At 71.8% G+C, this 16713-nt stretch carries 13 protein-coding genes and 1 pseudogene; 12 read left to right on the forward strand and 2 right to left on the reverse strand.

Annotation, left to right across the window (positions count from 1 at the left end):
- The first annotated feature begins 285 nt into the window (after positions 1 to 285).
- The 8 genes from AAHZ94_RS11860 to AAHZ94_RS11895 all read left to right on the forward strand — a co-directional run bounded on the left by AAHZ94_RS11860 (position 286) and on the right by AAHZ94_RS11895 (position 10152).
- A complete protein-coding gene (locus AAHZ94_RS11860) occupies positions 286 to 621 on the forward strand; it encodes a YbaB/EbfC family nucleoid-associated protein (protein WP_349992794.1) in 336 nt (111 codons plus the stop codon).
- 317 nt (positions 622 to 938) lie between these two features.
- Positions 939 to 1538: a recombination mediator RecR gene (gene recR / locus AAHZ94_RS11865; RefSeq protein WP_349992795.1), complete on the forward strand. Its 600-nt coding sequence runs from the start codon at positions 939 to 941 to the stop codon at positions 1536 to 1538.
- Entirely contained in the window at positions 1531 to 2199 is a 669-nt protein-coding gene (locus AAHZ94_RS11870; protein WP_349992796.1) for a DUF5063 domain-containing protein, read from the forward strand. Before recR ends, AAHZ94_RS11870 begins: the two co-directional genes overlap by 8 nt.
- A gap of 738 nt (positions 2200 to 2937) precedes the next feature.
- Positions 2938 to 4209: an aspartate kinase gene (locus tag AAHZ94_RS11875; RefSeq protein ID WP_349992797.1), complete on the forward strand. Its 1272-nt coding sequence runs from the start codon at positions 2938 to 2940 to the stop codon at positions 4207 to 4209.
- A 68-nt stretch (positions 4210 to 4277) separates the two neighbouring features.
- Positions 4278 to 5363, forward strand: a complete 1086-nt coding sequence (locus AAHZ94_RS11880) for an aspartate-semialdehyde dehydrogenase (RefSeq protein ID WP_349992805.1) — start codon at positions 4278 to 4280, stop codon at positions 5361 to 5363.
- A 985-nt stretch (positions 5364 to 6348) separates the two neighbouring features.
- Positions 6349 to 6990, forward strand: coding sequence for a SigE family RNA polymerase sigma factor (locus AAHZ94_RS11885; RefSeq protein WP_349992798.1), 642 nt, complete (start codon positions 6349 to 6351; stop codon positions 6988 to 6990).
- Positions 6987 to 8849, forward strand: a complete 1863-nt coding sequence (locus AAHZ94_RS11890; RefSeq protein WP_349992799.1) for a hypothetical protein — start codon at positions 6987 to 6989, stop codon at positions 8847 to 8849. The genes AAHZ94_RS11885 and AAHZ94_RS11890 overlap by 4 nt, the downstream gene beginning before the upstream one ends.
- Before the next feature lie 274 nt (positions 8850 to 9123).
- Positions 9124 to 10152 carry an SURF1 family protein gene (locus tag AAHZ94_RS11895; protein WP_349992800.1) on the forward strand — a complete coding sequence of 343 codons (1029 nt, stop codon included), beginning with the start codon at positions 9124 to 9126 and terminating at the stop codon, positions 10150 to 10152.
- A 249-nt stretch (positions 10153 to 10401) separates the two neighbouring features.
- Here the strand turns inward: AAHZ94_RS11895 and AAHZ94_RS11900 are convergent, their stop codons facing one another.
- The gene (locus AAHZ94_RS11900) at positions 10402 to 12363 is read right to left on the reverse strand and encodes a S9 family peptidase (protein ID WP_349992801.1); all 1962 of its coding nucleotides are present in this window, start codon (positions 12361 to 12363) and stop codon (positions 10402 to 10404) included.
- 70 nt (positions 12364 to 12433) lie between these two features.
- On the opposite strand from AAHZ94_RS11900, the gene AAHZ94_RS11905 reads away from it, so the two are divergent.
- On the forward strand, positions 12434 to 13279 hold the full coding sequence (locus tag AAHZ94_RS11905) for a class I SAM-dependent methyltransferase (RefSeq protein WP_349992802.1): 846 nt from the start codon (positions 12434 to 12436) through the stop codon (positions 13277 to 13279).
- A gap of 83 nt (positions 13280 to 13362) precedes the next feature.
- Here AAHZ94_RS11905 and AAHZ94_RS11910 read toward each other — a convergent pair whose 3' ends face one another.
- A complete protein-coding gene (locus tag AAHZ94_RS11910; protein ID WP_349992806.1) occupies positions 13363 to 14604 on the reverse strand; it encodes a beta-ketoacyl-[acyl-carrier-protein] synthase family protein in 1242 nt (413 codons plus the stop codon).
- 619 nt (positions 14605 to 15223) lie between these two features.
- Between AAHZ94_RS11910 and AAHZ94_RS11915 the strand changes: the two genes are divergently transcribed.
- The 3 genes and pseudogenes from AAHZ94_RS11915 to AAHZ94_RS11925 form a co-directional block, all read left to right on the forward strand.
- On the forward strand, positions 15224 to 15661 hold the full coding sequence (locus AAHZ94_RS11915) for an SRPBCC domain-containing protein (protein WP_349992803.1): 438 nt from the start codon (positions 15224 to 15226) through the stop codon (positions 15659 to 15661).
- A gap of 281 nt (positions 15662 to 15942) precedes the next feature.
- Positions 15943 to 16386 carry an ArsR/SmtB family transcription factor gene (locus tag AAHZ94_RS11920; protein ID WP_349992804.1) on the forward strand — a complete coding sequence of 148 codons (444 nt, stop codon included), beginning with the start codon at positions 15943 to 15945 and terminating at the stop codon, positions 16384 to 16386.
- A 15-nt stretch (positions 16387 to 16401) separates the two neighbouring features.
- Positions 16402 to 16713 (forward strand): annotated as a pseudogene (locus AAHZ94_RS11925) (hypothetical protein); the annotation flags it as partial.

The raw sequence follows: 16713 nt of genomic DNA on the forward strand, positions 1-16713 counted from the left end.
CCCCCCCCCGGCGCCCCGCGCGCGGGGGGCGGGGCCGGCCCGCCGCGGGGGGCCCGTTCTGGTGCCGGCCGGGGCCCGCTCCGGCGCCGGCTCGACTTCGGCGGTGGTGCCGGCGTCGGTACGGCTGCCGGTGCCGGCCCGGCGTCGATCACGTGGGGCCCGGGGTATGGGACGAGGGTCGTACGTGTGCGGGTGGCCTCCTTCGTACGGCGTAGGGCGTGGGCAGCGGGGAGCACGTAGGCTCGGGCTACCGAAGGTGTTTCGTCTACAGCCAGGAGCAAGCTCGTGATCCCCGGTGGCGGTCAGCCGAACATGCAGCAGTTGTTGCAGCAGGCGCAGAAGATGCAGCAGGACCTTGCGGCGGCTCAGGAGGAACTGGCCCGGACGCCGGTCGAGGGCTCGGCCGGTGGCGGTCTCGTCAAGGCGACGGTGACCGGGGGCGGCGAGCTCCAGAGCCTGGTCATCGACCCGAAGGCGGTGGACCCTGAGGACACGGAGACGCTCGCGGACCTCGTCGTCGCCGCCGTACGGGATGCCAACCAGTCCGCGCAGCAGCTCCAGCAGCAGAAGCTCGGACCGCTCGCCCAGGGCCTCGGCGGCATGCCTGGCCTCCCCTTCTGACCTCCGATCCTTCTTACCCTTCCGTCCCCTCCGACTTTTCCGACCTCCCACCCTTTCCGGCCTTTTCTGGCCTTGCCGACCTGGTGAACCCGGTCCGTCCGACCTGGTCGACCCGGCCCGGTGCGGGCATCCGAACCGGTTCCGCCGAGCGGGCCGACCCGTATCCCGCCCCGCACTCCGACCCGTAACGGCAACCCCGTACCAGCAGCTCCGATGACGAATCCGGCCAGCCGCGCGGCGTACAAGAGCCGTACAGGCTGCCGACACACCAGCCACATCAGGCACTGAAGAGATACACCCAGAAGGAGGGCGTTTCCGTGTACGAAGGCGTGGTCCAGGACCTCATCGACGAGCTGGGCAGGCTTCCCGGCGTCGGTCCCAAGAGCGCGCAGCGGATCGCCTTCCACATCCTGCAAGCCGAGCCGACCGACGTACGCCGTCTCGCGCACGCCCTGACCGAGGTCAAGGCGAAGGTGCGGTTCTGCACGGTGTGCGGCAACGTCGCTGAGGCCGAGCAGTGCCGGGTCTGTCTCGATCCGCGCCGTGACGTCGCGGTCATCTGCGTCGTGGAAGAACCCAAGGACGTCGTCGCGATCGAGCGGACGCGCGAGTTCCGCGGCCGGTACCACGTGCTCGGCGGGGCGATCAGCCCCATCGAGGGCGTCGGCCCGGACGACCTGCGGATACGAGAGCTGCTCGGCAGACTCGCCGACGGCACCGTCACCGAGCTCATTCTGGCCACCGATCCCAACCTGGAGGGGGAGGCCACGGCCACGTACCTCGCGCGCATGGTGAAACCCATGGGCCTCAAGGTCACGCGGCTGGCGAGCGGCCTGCCCGTCGGGGGCGACCTGGAGTACGCCGACGAGGTCACGCTGGGACGTGCCTTCGAAGGGAGAAGACTTCTCGATGTCTGACGCAACGCTGCACGACAGCCACCATGACCCGGCCGACTTCGCGGTACAGATCTCCGACCAGATCGAGAGCTTCATCGTGGCGGTCACCGAGGTCGCCAAGGGGGACGAGCCGGACAGCGCGGTTCCGTTCCTGCTGCTGGAGATCTCGCAACTGCTGCTCGCTGGCGGGCGGCTCGGCGCGCACGAGGACTTCGTGCCGGACGAACGGTACGAACCGGACGTCGGCCCCGAGCCCGACGTGGACGAACTGCGCGAGCGGTTCGCCACCCTGCTCGACCCGATCGACGTGTACTCCGAGGTCTTCGACCCGTACGTGCCCCGGGCGCAGCCGGTCGCCTGCCGGATCTCCGACGACCTCGCCGGCATCGTCACCGACCTGCGGCACGGCATGGCCCACTACCGCGACGGGCGGGTCAGCGAGGCGCTGTGGTGGTGGCAGTTCTCGTACCTGTCGAACTGGGGGACCACCGCATCGGCCGCACTGCGCGCGCTCCAGTCGCTGGTGGCGCACGTACGGCTGGACAGCCCGCTCGACGAGCTCGACGGCCTGGACACGGACAGCAACGCCGACGGTGAGGACGAGCTCGCGGAGGAGGCGGGTCGGGTGATGGCCGCGGAGATCGCCGCGCCGCTCGGCCTGGGGTCCTCGGCACAGCCCTGACCGAGCGGCGCCCGGGGTGGCGTAGGTACCTACGGGTCCGGGCGGGGCGGTGTAGCGCACGGGCCCGGGTGGGGTGGGGGTGGCGTCCGGGTTTGGCCGGGGTGGGTGTGGCGTACGGGGCTTGGCGGTGCGCGCTTGCGCTGACCCGGCGGCTGGCGGTCGCGTTGCCGGCCTGGTGATCGGCGTCCGCGCTGCCCCGGCTGGCGGGCACGCACTGCCTAGGCGACGCGATCGGTGACCGGCACCCGCCGCACCGAGCGTGATCCCCGTGGGCGCGGGCCTTCTCGCTGAATTCCGCTGCTTCCTTCTCGGATTCTCCGCCCCGTGTCCCCTTTGCGTTCCGTTTCTTTACGTTCCGTGCTGAGCTGCCTACTTCTTGTTGCGCCCGCGGGCGCGCCGCGTACGGGGATTTCGCAGGCGCCGCACGGCTGGATTTCTTCCGTTTCGTCGGGTGGTGAGTGGCGCGGGCAACCCGGACGGTCGATATCCGGCCGGCTCCGTACGGCGGAGTCTTTGTGACCTGAATTACGTTTCCGTGTGCGCAGGTCCGCAGCGGGAAGGGTTGGTCGCTGAGCGGGTGTGGGATTGCGTCCTGCCTGATCATGAAGTGAGTCTTGTGTCTCGCTATGTGATATTGGGAGGGCTTATCCGCCCTGCTCGTTAGACTGAGCCGACCGCAGTTACCCCCCTGCGGGGGTCTGGGGCTATCACCCCAGAAGAGACAAGCGAGGAGCGCACGTGGGCCTTGTCGTGCAGAAGTACGGCGGCTCCTCCGTTGCGGATGCCGAAGGCATCAAGCGCGTCGCCAAGCGAATCGTCGAAGCCAAGAAGAACGGCCACCAGGTGGTCGTCGTGGTTTCCGCGATGGGCGACACTACGGACGAGTTGATCGACCTCGCTCAGCAGGTTTCGCCGATTCCTGCCGGGCGCGAGTTCGACATGTTGCTGACCGCTGGAGAGCGCATCTCCATGGCGTTGCTGGCGATGGCGATCAAAAACCTCGGACACGAGGCGCTGTCGTTCACCGGAAGCCAGGCGGGTGTCATCACCGACTCGGTCCACAACAAAGCGCGGATCATCGACGTCACCCCCGGTCGCATTCGGGACGCGCTCGACCAGGGCGCGGTGGCGATCGTGGCCGGATTCCAGGGCGTGTCGCAGGTCAAGAAGGACATCACCACGCTGGGGCGCGGTGGCTCGGACACCACGGCCGTCGCGCTGGCGGCTGCCCTGGACGCCGAGGTGTGCGAGATCTACACCGACGTGGACGGCGTTTTCACCGCCGATCCGCGCGTGGTGAAGAAGGCGCGCAAGATAAACGAGATCGCATTCGAGGACATGCTCGAACTCGCGGCCAGCGGCTCCAAGGTGCTGCACCTGCGCTGTGTCGAGTACGCCCGCCGCTACAACATCCCCATCCACGTCAGGTCGTCGTTCTCCGGCCACGTGGGCACCTGGGTGCGGAACAAGCCCGAAGGAGAAGAAGGCATGGAGCAGGCGATCATCTCCGGGGTTGCCCACGACACGTCGGAGGCCAAGATCACGGTCGTGGGCGTGCCGGACAAGCCGGGTGAGGCCGCGGCCATCTTCCGTACGATCTCCGACGCCCAGCTCAACATCGACATGGTGGTGCAGAACGTCTCCGCCGCGTCCACCGGGCTGACCGACATCTCCTTCACGCTGCCGAAGACCGACGGCCACAAGGCCATGGAGGCGCTGACCAAGGCGCAACCCGAAATCGGCTTCGACTCGCTGCGCTACGACGACCAGATCGCCAAGATCTCGCTGGTCGGGGCGGGGATGCGGACCAACCCCGGGGTCACGGCGACGTTCTTCGAGGCGCTGTCGAACGCGGGCGTGAACATCGAGCTGATCTCGACCTCCGAGATCCGCATCTCCGTGGTGACGCGGCAGGACGAGGTCAAGGACGCGGTGCGCGCCGTGCACAGCGCGTTCGGTCTGGACAGTGAGAGCGACGAGGCCGTCGTGTACGGCGGCACGGGGCGATGACCGGGTCCCACGAGGGGCACGGTGAGAGTGGTGTGAACGTGGCGAGTGGTGTGGGTGACGTGGTTCAGGTGAACGGCAGTGGCGGTTCCGCGGCGCAGGGGCGCGCGGGGAAGCCGACGCTGGCGGTCGTCGGGGCGACCGGCGCCGTCGGCACGGTCATGCTCGGCATCCTCTCGGAGCGGGCGGACATCTGGGGCGAGATCCGACTGATCGCCTCGCCGCGCTCGGCGGGCCGCAAGCTCACCGTGCGCGGTGAGCAGGTCGAGGTCGTCGCGCTGAGCGAGGAGGCGTTCGAGGGCGTCGACGTCGCGATGTTCGACGTACCGGACGAGGTGTCCGCGCAGTGGGCGCCGATCGCGGCGTCCAAGGGCGCGGTGGCGGTCGACAACTCCGGTGCCTTCCGGATGGACCCGGACGTGCCGCTGGTGGTGCCCGAGGTCAATGCGCACGCCGCCCGCGTGCGCCCCCGCGGGATCATCTCCAACCCCAACTGCACCACCCTGTCGATGATCGTCGCGATGGGCGCGCTGCACGCGGAGTTCGGGCTGAGCGAGCTGATCGTCTCCTCGTACCAGGCCGTGTCCGGCGCCGGCAAGGAGGGCGTGGACACGCTCCGCGCGCAGCTCGCCAAGGTGGCGGGCACGGAGCTTGGCACGCAGCCGGGTGACGTACGCCGTGCGGTCGGCGACACCGGTCCGTTCCCCGGGCCGATGGCGCTGAACGTGGTGCCGTTCGCCGGCTCGCTCAAGGACGACGGCTGGACGTCCGAGGAGCTCAAGGTCCGCAACGAGTCGCGCAAGATCCTCGGTCTGCCCGACCTGCGGGTCACCGCGACCTGTGTCCGGGTGCCGGTGATCACGACCCACTCGCTGACCGTGCACGCGCGGTTCGAGAACGAGGTCACGGTGGCCGCGGCGCACGAGATCCTGGCCAGCGCGCCGGGCGTGGTGCTCTGCGACAACCCGGCCGAGGGCGAGTTCCCGACCCCCGCCGACGTGGTCGGCACCGACCCGACGTGGGTGGGCCGGGTGCGGCGCTCCCTCGACGACCCGCAGGCGCTCGAACTCTTCGTCTGCGGCGACAACCTGCGGAAGGGCGCGGCCCTGAACACCGCGCAGATCGCCGAGGTCGTCGCGGCGGAGCTGACGGGCTGACGGAGCTGTCGGGCTGACGGGCTGGGGGCCCGGCGGTCGGCCTGCCGGCCGGGGTTTTCCTTCGCCCCGGCGGCCCGGCACCCGATGACGAACGGGCGGTCACCTCGGGGTGGCCGCCCGTTGGGTGTGTACGGGGTGTGTGCGGGGTGGGCGTGGGGTGGGGCGTGTGGACTGGGTGGCTGTGGGGTGGGTTGGTTGCCCTGTGGGTGGCTTGCCTCGCGGGTGGTTGCCTCGTGCGTGGTCGTCTGGTGGGTGACCGTTTGGTGGGTGTGGTGGGTGGTCGCTCAGCGGGTGATCGGTCGGTGTGTGGGGCGGGGGCGTCTTGTGGGGTGGCGTTGTGCGGCGAACGGGCCTGTTGCGTACGGGAGTTGGGGTGCTGATAGTGGCGGGTTGCTGTTCTTCGGGGTTGGGTGGGTGGTTGGTCTTGCGGGGCGTGGGGTGGATGCGGGGGCTTGCGGTGGGGGCCTTCGCCGTTCCTTGCCAAGGTGTTCCGGGAATCGTTGCTCCTTGATCTTTTGTCGCTGTGCGTCGGCTGCCTAGGCTCGTTGTCGGCTGTCCTGCGGATGGGCCGGGTTGGTCGGGGTGGCCGGGGTGGTCTGCGGTGGGGCGGGGTAGTGCGTGGCGGGGCATGAGGGGGTGGATCGGGCGAGGTCGGCGGCGTGTGGGTGACCGGAATCTGTGGGGCGGTGCCCGGGAGTTGGCCGCTCTGCGGTAGAACAATGTGAAGATTCTGTGATCCGCCTCTGCGGCTACCCCGCTTGATCTGCGTCATCATTTTGTTTGAGCATTCGCTGCCCGTTCCCCGCAACCGTCGGTGAATGGGTGGCGTCTTCGTCACAGCCCCGCACGGGCGGTGTCGCAAATGGGGCATTGAGGGAGGGTCGGTGCGCATGGGGGCATTGAGAGCGCTGCTCGGGGCGGCGTCTCACGCGTACAACCCTGACGGGGGGAAGCGTGTCCAACAAGCGTGGCAGAGGTATTCGGCATGGCAACAGTTCCGGGGCGGGGTGGCGCGACCGTGCGTCCGCTGCGTCCCCGCGCCGCTGGCGGTATGCCGGTGATCGCGCCATGGCCCGCCGCGGGCCCCGTCCAGGTACCTTCACAGCGCGGGGACACTGACGAGGCGATGGCAGCGGGCACCACAGTCGATCACCTCACCGAGACCTACCGCGCCCATTACAGGTCGCTGCTCGGTCTCGCCGCTCTCCTTCTGGACGATACGGCGTCCTGCGAAGACGTCGTGCAAGAAGCGTTTATACGTGTGCATTCGGCACGTAATCGTGTGCGCGATCCGGAAAAGACCCTCGCCTATTTGCGTCAGACCGTCGTCAACCTTTCTCGTTCTGCGCTGCGCCGCCGCATTCTCGGGCTGAAGTTGCTGTCGAAGCCCATGCCGGACATGGCGAGCGCCGAAGAAGGCGCGTACGAACTGCTGGAGCGCGATCAATTGATTCAGGCGATGCGCGGTTTGCAGCGCCGCCAGCGCGAGGTTTTGGTGCTGCGGTATTTCGCCGACATGACCGAAGCGCAGGTCGCGGAGACCCTCGGAATATCCCTGGGCTCGGTGAAGGCGTACGGCTCGCGCGGAATTGCGGCGCTGCGCGTCGCGATGGAGGCCCCGGCATGACCCACGAGCACGCCAGGCCGGGTGAACCAGACCGGCAGGATGGCCATGGCCACGGCCGGGACGACTCCCGGCAAACGGCGCGTACCGACCGTGCGGAGCGCGAAGCGGCGCCCGGTACGGAGCGGGGCGCCGCGGTAGCGCGTACGGAAGGGGCTGCCGCGGTGGTGCGTACGGAGGGGGCTGCCGGGGCGGTGCGTACGGCGGAACCTGATGTGGCGGAGGCCGGTGCGGCGGAGACGGATGTGGCCGGGGCCGGGGCCGGTGTGGGGGAGTCGGAGGCGGCTGCGCCTGATGCGGATGCCGACCAACCCACGGATGTTGACCAACCCACCGATGTTGACCAGCGCACGGCTGCCGACCAACTCGCCGATGTTGACCAACCCGCGGATGCTGACCAACGCACCGATGTCGACCAACCCACCGATGTTGAGCCGGCCGCCGGGGCGAGCGTCGAGCGGGGTGGGGCTGCCGAGTCGGGTATGACGGCAGGGTCGAGTACGGCGACCAAACCGGGGCCCGCCACCGGGCGGGACACGGCGACCCAGCCGCGTACGGCTGGAGGCAAGGGCGCGGCGACCTCGGCGAGTACGGCCACCCAGGGGGGTACGGTCGTCAAGCCTGGCAAGGCCGCTCAGTCGGACACACCCACCGAGCAGGGCGCGGCCACCCAGTCGGACACACCCACTCAGCCGGACTCAGCCAACGGGCAAGGCACAGCCACCGGGCAGAGCACAGCAGCCAAGGGCGGCGTGCTCGGCGTGCTCGATGGGCTCGGTGGTGGGGCGTTGGACGGGGACCTGGACGAGCAGGCGCTGCGCCGCATGCTGCAAGGTGCCGTACAGGACCTGGAGCCCGCGCCGAAATCGCTCGACCAGCTACGCCGTGCCGTACCCGCCCGCCGTACACGGCGGCGCCAGATCCTCGTCGGCGCCTTCGCGGCGATTGTGCTCGGCGGGGCGGCGATCCCGGCGCTGGTGCGGGTGACCGCGCTCGGCGACACCTCGCCCAGCCGCCCGGCGAACGCCGCGAGCAGCGAGCGCACGCCCGACCAGGCAGCCGGCGGGCACCACGGCGAACGCGGCCCGAGCGCGCGGCCGACGTCGCCGTCGAAGAAGGACAAGGAGAGGGAGAAGGAAGAGAAGGAGAAGGAAAAGGCGGCGAAGGAGGGGAAGGGCAAGCCGACGACGCAGCGGCCGACGTCCGCCCCGGGCCCCGTCCTACCGCCGAACCCTTCCACCACGCTGGCCGCCACCTCCCCGACCTGTCTCCGGGACCAACTCGGCGACGGCGGCAGCAGCGTGGGCGCGGCCGACGCCGAAGGCCGGGTGTACGGGGCGTTCCGGATCGTCAACACCTCGGCCGACCCGTGCTCCGTCGACGGCAGCGGCGTGGTGGGCGCGGTGGCGCAGGGCGCGGCCGACACGTCCGGCGTCCAGGTCGTCGACCACACGTCGGGCGACCCGGCGAGCGAGTTGCCCCCGCCGTCCGCGGTGTCCGAGCAGATCATCCTGCGGCCCGGCGAGGCGTACGAGGTGCGGTACGCGTGGATTCCCACGTCGGGCGGCGGTAGCTGCTCCGACGCGAGCACTCCGAGCCCCACGCCGACGCCCGAGGAACCCCCGAAGAGCCCGGTGGAGGGCGAGCCCGGCGCGGAGGCACCGGGCGAGAGCACGGCGGGCCCGGGCGGCGACGGCGGGGGCAGCGGCAGCGGTGGGGGCGGCGGTGTGGAACCGTCCACCCCGTCGAGCGTGGTGATCAGCCACACGCCGGACGCGGGCGACCCGGCGGTCGCCACGGCCACGGTCCCCGAGGCCTGCGGCGGCACGGTCTACCACACGGGGGCTTTGGCCAGCCCTTGATCCGGGGCTCCGGTGGGTTGGGGCGAGCCCTTGGCTGGGGGGCTTCGGTGGGTTGGGGCCGGCCTGTGATTTGGGGGCGACTCGTGGTGTTGGGTGCGGCGTGCGGGCGGGCGCAGTGATGTGATCCGGTCCGGGCGTGGTGCGCGTCGGCGCAGGTGAGCGACGTACGGCCGTACCGTGCGGGGCGTGGCGCGATCTGTCCGGTGGCCGGCGTACGCGCGTCAGGTGAGGCCCCTCGTGTGGGGGGCGCGGGCCGGGACCGTACCGTGGGGGTGTGTATCGGTTTCTGCTGACGCCCCGGTGGTGGGGGATCAACGTCTTCGCCGCGCTGAGCATCCCGGTGTGCCTGTTCATGGGGAGCTGGCAGCTCAGCCGCTTCGAGTCGCGCGTCGACTCGCACCAGGAGCAGCAGGAACACGCCAAGCAGGCGGAGTCGACCCGGGCCGTGCCGCTGGCCGAACTGCTGCCGATCACCAGGGACAGTTCGGGGCGACAAGCCGAGGCGGTCGGGCGGTACGACGCCGAGCGGCAGTTGCTGGTCCCGAACCGGGCGCTGGACGACCGCGACGGCTTCTACGTACTGAACCTGCTGCGGATCGAAGGCGCGCGCGCCATCCCCGTCGTACGCGGCTGGCTGCCCGGCGACGCGGACGCCGCGGCGGACCGCGCCAAGGTGCCGGCACCGCCCGCCGGCGAGGTGACCGTGGTCGGGGCGCTCCAGGCGTCCGAGAACAGCCGGAGCAACGGTGTGCACGCCCGTGGTGGTCTGCCCGCCGGCCAACTCGGCATGATCAGTGCGGCCTCGCTGGTCAACCTGGTGCCGTACGACGTGCAGGACGCGTGGATCACTGTGACCAGGGCCGCCACCCCGCTCAAGCCCGTGCCGCCGGCTGCCGCCGAGGGCACCGGGCTCGACCTGAAGGCGTTCCAGAACCTCGGCTACACCGGCGAGTGGTTCGTCTTCGCCGGCTTCGTGATCTTCATGTGGTTCCGGCTCTTCCGCCGCGAGGTGGAGAACGCCCGCGACGTGGAACTGGGGATCGCCCCACCGTCCGGCGGCCCGGGTGGCATCGGGGCGACGGATGATGGGGCGGGGGGTCCGGGTGGGGCCAGTGGTTCCGGTGGGGTGGATGGCGGTGCCGGCGGGGCCAGTGGGGTAGATGGTGCCGGCGGGGCAGATGCTGGTGCTGGTGGGGCGGGGAGTTCTGGTGGGGCCGGGGGTGCCGGCGAGGTGGACGGTGGTGCCGGTGGGGCCGACGGGGTGGGCGCTGCCCCTCGGCCTACGGCTCCCTCTCGAAGCTAGCGGCTCCTTCAAGGGCCCTCGGCCTCACGCTGCCTCTCGAAGCTGGGGACCGGCCCTTCCCGGGTCTCCTTCCCCGGCCGAAGCTAGGCGGCCTTTCCCCGGGGGCCCCTCCCCCCCTCCCCTCCCCGCCCCACCCCTCCCGAAGCCAAGCCCCCACCCCACGCCCACGCCCCACCCCCACGCCCACGCCCCACCCCCACGCCGCACCCACCCCAAGCCCAAGCCCCCCGCCCCGCCCCACCCCCAGCCCTACTCCACGCCCCGTCCCACGTGTCGTTCCGCGAAGGCGATCTCCATCCGGACCTGCTTGATCCGTTCTTCGACGACGAGTGAGCCGTGGCCCGCGTCGTACCGGTACACCTCGTGGATGGCGCCGCGGCGTTCCAGGCGGGTGACGTAGTTTTCGACCTGGCGGATGGGGCAGCGCGGGTCGTTGACGCCGGCCGAGATGTACACCGGGGCCTGTACCTGGTCGACGTAGGTCAGCGGGGACGAGGCCGCGAAACGCTCGGGGACCTCGTCGGGGGTTCCGCCGAGGAGCGTGCGGTCCATCGCCTTCAGGGCCTCCATTTCGTCGTGGTAGGCCGTGACGTAGTCGGCGACCGGCACGGCGGCCAGGCCGACTGCCCACGCGTCGGGTTGGGTGCCGAGGCCGAGCAGGGTGAGGTATCCGCCCCAGGAGCCGCCGGACAGCACGAGCCGCTTCGGGTCGGCGAGCCCGGAGGAGACGGCCCATTCCCGCACCGCCGCTATGTCCTCCAGCTCGATCAGGCCGACGCGGTGTTTGAGCGCGTCCGTCCAGGCCCGGCCGTAGCCGGTGGAGCCGCGGTAGTTGACCCGTACCACCGCGTATCCGTGGTCCACCCAGGCCGCCGGGCCGGCTGCGAACGCGTCGCTGTCGTGCCAGGTGGGGCCGCCGTGGATGTCGAAGACGGTGGGGAAGGGGCCTTCGCCCGCGGGGCGCTGCACCAGGGCGTGCACCAGGCCGCCGGGGCCTTCCACCCAGGCGTCGGTCACCGGCACCGAGTCGGGGGCGCGGCCCGAACCGCCGGGCAGCGGCGGCGGCTCCAGGACGACGCGGCCGGTCGTCGACCTGACCTGCGGCGGCTGCTCGGCCGACGACCACAGGAACTCCACGGACCCGTCGGGCCGCGCCGTCGCCCCGGAGATCGTGCCGCGGGGCGTGTCCACCTGGGCGAGTTCGCCGGAGGCCAGGTCGTACCGCCACAGTTCGCTGCGGGCCTGGAAGCTGTGGTCGACCAGCAGCGCGGTGCCGTCCGGATACCATTCGGCGCCCACGTCGCCCGGCAGGTCGATGGTGAGTGCGCGTTCTTCGCCGGTGACCGGGTTCCAGATCATCGGCTCCCACCGGCCGCGCCGCTGGTGGCCGACGAGCAGTCGTACGTCGCCGGGGACGGGCGCGAATCCGAGCACGGACAGGCCGAGCTCTTCCGTGCCGCCCTTGGTGTCGTCCAGTTCGGCGACGGGGCTGCCGTCCAGGCGGACGACGCGGATCGCGGAGTGCATGGCGTCGCCGTGCTCGGTGTGCTCGATGGCGATCAGTTCGCAGTCGTGCGAGAGGTCGCCGACGCCCGCCGACTGGCGGTGCCGGTAGATCTCCACGGCTGCTGTGGCCCCGCCCGCATCGGCCACGGAACCGTCCTGACCTGCGGCGTTGCCGACGCTGCCGACCTGGGGGACGACGTGGATGACGGAGCCTTCCTCGTCCGTTGAGCGGCCGATGACCGCCGTGCCGTCCAGGCCGAGCGCCAGGCCGGCCGGATAGGAGGGGGCGAGGCCGGGGACGGCCGGCTCGTCGTCGCCGCCGGTGAACGGCTGCCGCAGCCACACCCCGAACTCGTCGCCGTCGGTGTCCGAGAACCACCAGATCGACTGGCCGTCGGGGGCGAGCACGCCGTCCGTGGTGCCGTTCGGCCGGTCGGTCACCTGGCGCTGCTCGCCCGAGTCGCGGTCCCAGGCGTACAGCTCGTACGTGCCCGTGGCGTTCGACACGAACAGCGACCGCTCCGGTGCGCCCTCGGCCCAGTCGGGCAGGCCCACGCGCGCCGCCCGAAACCGCTTCTCCCAGTCCGGCCACGTCCCGATGCCGCCGGCCGCGCCGTCGCTCCCGGTGGCCTTCGGGGTGCTGGCCTCCGTGCTGCCGCCCGGCTGCTCGGCCGCGCCCCGCACCGCTTCACTGCTCTCAGTCATGACCCCATTCTGCGCCGGGTGGGGGACAACTCGCTGGCGAGCCCTCCTGCCTGTGGATAACCTCCCCGACATGGCCCGTCCGATTGCCCCGAAAGACTGGCGGGAGGCGAACCGCGCTCGCTGGGACGAGCGTGTTCCCATCCACCTGACCAGCGATTACTACGATCTGGACGCGTTCCGCGCCGGCCGCGACCCATTGTGTGACTTTCAGATTGATGAGGTCGGGGACGTCACGGGCAAGAGCCTGCTGCACCTCCAGTGCCACATCGGGCTCGACACCCTCTCCTTCGCCCGGCGCGGCGCGGCCCGGGTCGTCGGCCTGGACTTCTCCGAACCCGCGGTGGCCGCCGCCCGGGGCCTCGCCGCCGACCTCGGCCTCACCTCCGACCGGGCGGGCTTCGTCACGGCCGATGTCTACGACGCGGTCGCGGTCGTGCCCGACGCCGCGTACGACGTGGTGTACACCGGCATCGGTGCCCTGTGCTGGCTGCCCGACCTGGAGCGCTGGGCGCAGGTGGCCGCCGAGCTCGTGGCCCCCGGAGGCTTCCTCTACCTCTCCGAGTTCCATCCGCTGACCGACGCCCTGGACGACGCGAGCGCCAGCCGCATCGCCCACGACTACTTCAGCCGCGAGCCGTGGATCGACGAAACCCCCGGCACCTACACCGACTTCGACGCCCCCACCCGCAACAACCGCAGCGTGGAGTGGCAGCACCCGCTCGGGGCGGTGGTCTCCGCGCTGGCCGGGCAGGGGCTGCGGATCGAGTTCCTGCACGAACACGACAAGACGCTCTTCGCCCGCTTCGGCTCGCTGCAACGCGTGGCCGGCACCCCCTACTACCGGCTGCCGCCCGGCCAGCCGCGCATCCCCCTGATGTACTCGCTCCGCGCGTCCAAGCCCGCGACCAGCGGCTGAGCCCACGGCTGCCGGCTCCGCACCCATTCGCTCACGCGGCCGGGAAGACCAGCACCTTCACTCGGTGGTGAGGACGAGCACCCTCACTCAGTCGTGAAGACCAGCACCGCGTTGTGGCCGCCGAAGCCGAACGAGCAGGAGATCGCGGCGGACATCGGCGTACGGCGCGGGCTCCCGGACACCACGTCCAGCTTGTGGTCGCCGTCCTGGTGACCGAAGTTGGCGGTGGGCGGGATGGTCTGCTGCTCCAGGCTGAGGACCGTGAACGCGGCCTCCAGGGCCCCCGCCGCGCCGAGTGCGTGCCCGATGACGCTCTTGGACGCCGTCACCGGCGGCGGCCCCTGGTCAAACACCCGGCTGAGCGCCGCGGCCTCGGCGGCGTCGTTCAGCCGCGTCGACGTGCCGTGCGCGTTGACCTGGCCGATGTCGCGGGGCGCGCACCCCGCGTCCCGCAGCGCGGCCCGGATCGCCCGCGCCGCGCCGCTGCCGTCCGGGAGCGGCGCGATGGGGGGGTGCGCATCGCTGGTCGCGCCGTAGCCGCGCAACAGCGCACGGACCCGGGCCCGGCGCGCCCGCGCCGTCGCGTACCGCTCCATGACCAGCACGGCCGCCCCCTCGCCGAGGACGAAACCGTCCCGCTCGGCGTCGAACGGGCGGCTGGCGAGCTCCGGTTCGGCGCACCGTCGGGAGAGCGCCCGGAGCCGGGCGAAGCAGGTCGCGCTCATCCGGCAGCAGCCCGATTCGCTGCCGCCGGCCAGTACGACGTCGCACGCCCCCCAACGCAGCAGGTCCCTGGCCACGCCGAGGGCGGTGGCCCCGGAGGCGCAGGCGCTCGCGGTGGTGAACCCGGGGCCGCGCGCCCCCAAGTCCATTGCCACCTCGCCGGCGGCCATGTTCGGCACGCTGCGCGGCAGCGCCAGCGGCGACACCCGGTCCGGCCGCCCGTCGTCGAGCTGGGCGAACTCGGCCGGGTAGGAGGTGAGGCTGTTGGACCCGACGCCGAGCACCACCCCGACCCGTGCGCCCTGCCAGGTCCCCGGGGCGAGCCCGGCGTCCGCGACCGCCCGCCGCGCGGCGACCAGTGCGAACTGGCTGAAGCGGTCGGTACGCCGGGCCCACCGTTCACCCAGCTCGGCCCGGGCGTCGAAGTCCGGCACCCGACAGCAGAAGTCGACCGGAAGACCCGCCAGCTCCGCGTCGTACGAGGCCAACGAGCGCCCGCGGCACAGCCCGGCCCAGTTGGCTTCCGGCGTCAGCCCGGCGGGGGAGAGCACCCCGAGTCCGGTCACGGCGATGTCAGCGGTCGGCGCCGCGGCGACACCCATCGTTCTCCTCACGGGCCGCTCCCTCGGCGTCGGTACGCGCGCGCCCGGAGCGGCGGGCGGCACGCGGCCCCACCCCTGTGCGTAGGACTGTGCCAGAACCGGCACCCGGCGCGGCCGTACCACCGCGCGCCATCTGGGGGAGAACGGTGGCCGGGGGTACGGGGTTACGGGCGGTGGGCCGTGGGTGCCGCGGGCATGGGCCCGTGGGTACGGGGTGCTGGGCGCGAGCCCGTACGCGCGAGCCCGTACGTGCAGCTCGTACGCGGAGCCCGTACGTGCAAGCTCGTGCCCCGATCCCACGCAGCCCCCCACCACCCTGGTCATCCCTCAAGTGCCGTGATCCACAAGCACGCTGCGCGATGGCTGTCCAGAGCTGTGGATGCGTCAGTTTTTAAATCCTTTAAAGGCAGAGGTGTCGTCGATGGGGCGAAGGCGTCTTCGGCGGACGGGCGCCGGAAGGGCCGGAGGGCCGGCCGACTGCATGACCGGGCGGCCGGACGGGCGGGCGGCCGGACGACTGGCGGGCGGCTGGCGGGCAGTCGGGCGCGCAACTCATTGACGCAACCGCCTAGTTGCCATAGTGTCGCAACTGAACGGTTGCTACATGTTGGAGGTCTCCATGGCATTCCCCGACCGCATCGAGCGGACCGTGCAACTCGCCCAGCCGCCGGGCGCGGTGTGGTCGGCGCTGACCACGGCCGAGGGGTTGGGTGCCTGGTTCGGCGACGGCGCCGACATCGACCTGCGACCCGGCGGGGCGGCGCAACTGCGCTGGGACGGCGGGTTCACCGCCGACCTGTGCGTGGAGCGCGTCGAAGAACCGGTGGTCTTCGCCTTCACCTGGCGGCTGCACGGCCTGCCGGCGGACGACCCGCGCCGCACCTACGTCGAGTTCACGCTCGAACCCACCGGCGCCGGCACCCGCCTCACCGTCGTCGAATCCGGCTTCGCCCAACTGCCGCTGCCGGACCGCGCCGCACCGTACGAGGCGAACACGGAGGGCTGGGACCGCGAGTTGGGCGAACTGATCGACTACCTCAACCAAGCAGCGGCCTGACCCACCCACCCCCACTTCCACTCCCACCCAAACCCGCAGCCGGCCCCACACCCCGAGCCACCCCAAACCCTCCCGGCCCCTCCCCACACCCAAACCCACGACCGGCCCCCTCCCCCCGGGCCACCCCAAGCCATCCCCAACCCCCCGGCCTCCTCCACGCCTGGCCCCCTCCCACACCCCCCCACCAGCCAGCCGCCCCGCCCAAGCGCCACACACCCCCACACCCGGGCCACCCCCCACACCCGGCCACCCCACCCGCACCCACCTCCGATACTGACCCAATGCCCTCCGAAGCCATGCCCTCCGAAGCCGCGCCCCCCGCGCCGCTGACCGGGCCCCCGCCCGCCGGCGGTCCGCGGTCCGCCGAGTTCGAAGCGGTTGCCGAACGGGTCTTCACGGCCCTGGCCGACCCGAGTCGCCGGGCCATCCTGTCCGCGCTGGCCGCGGCCGGTCCGGCGACCGCAACCGATCTGGCGGCCCGGCTGCCGATCAGCCGGCAGGCGATCGCCAAGCACCTGACCCTGCTGGCCGACACCGGCCTGGTCACCGCCGAACCGGGCGAGCGCCGCCGGGTGCGCTACCGATTGCGTTCCGCGCCCATGCAGGTCGCCCAGCAGTTCCTGGCCGCGCTGGCCCGCGACTGGGACGGCCGCCTGGACGCACTTCAGGAACACCTCGACCGCGCGGCTCCCGCCCCGCCCACCGAACCGCCCGACACCACCTGAGGACGTGAGGACGACATGCCCACCGACCAGCCGCGCACCGCACAGACCGCCCCACAGACCGCCCCACAGACCGTCCCGCCGGCCGCCCTGCCGCCCGTCGTCGACCGCGCCGCCTGGCAGGCCGAGATCGACGCCCTGCGGGACCGCGAGAAGGCCCACACCCGCGCCGGCGCCCCCCTCCCCGCCGGCGGCCCCCCCCCCCCCCCCCCGCGGGGGGGGCGGGCCCCCCCCCCGCGGCGGGGGCGGCCCCCGGACCGGATACCCATGGGCCGCCCGGGCGAGCCGGACGAGATCGCGGCGGCCATCGTCTGGCTGCTGTCCCCGCAC

The organism is Streptomyces sp. HSW2009, from assembly GCF_040240285.1.
GTDB lineage: Bacteria > Actinomycetota > Actinomycetes > Streptomycetales > Streptomycetaceae > Streptomyces.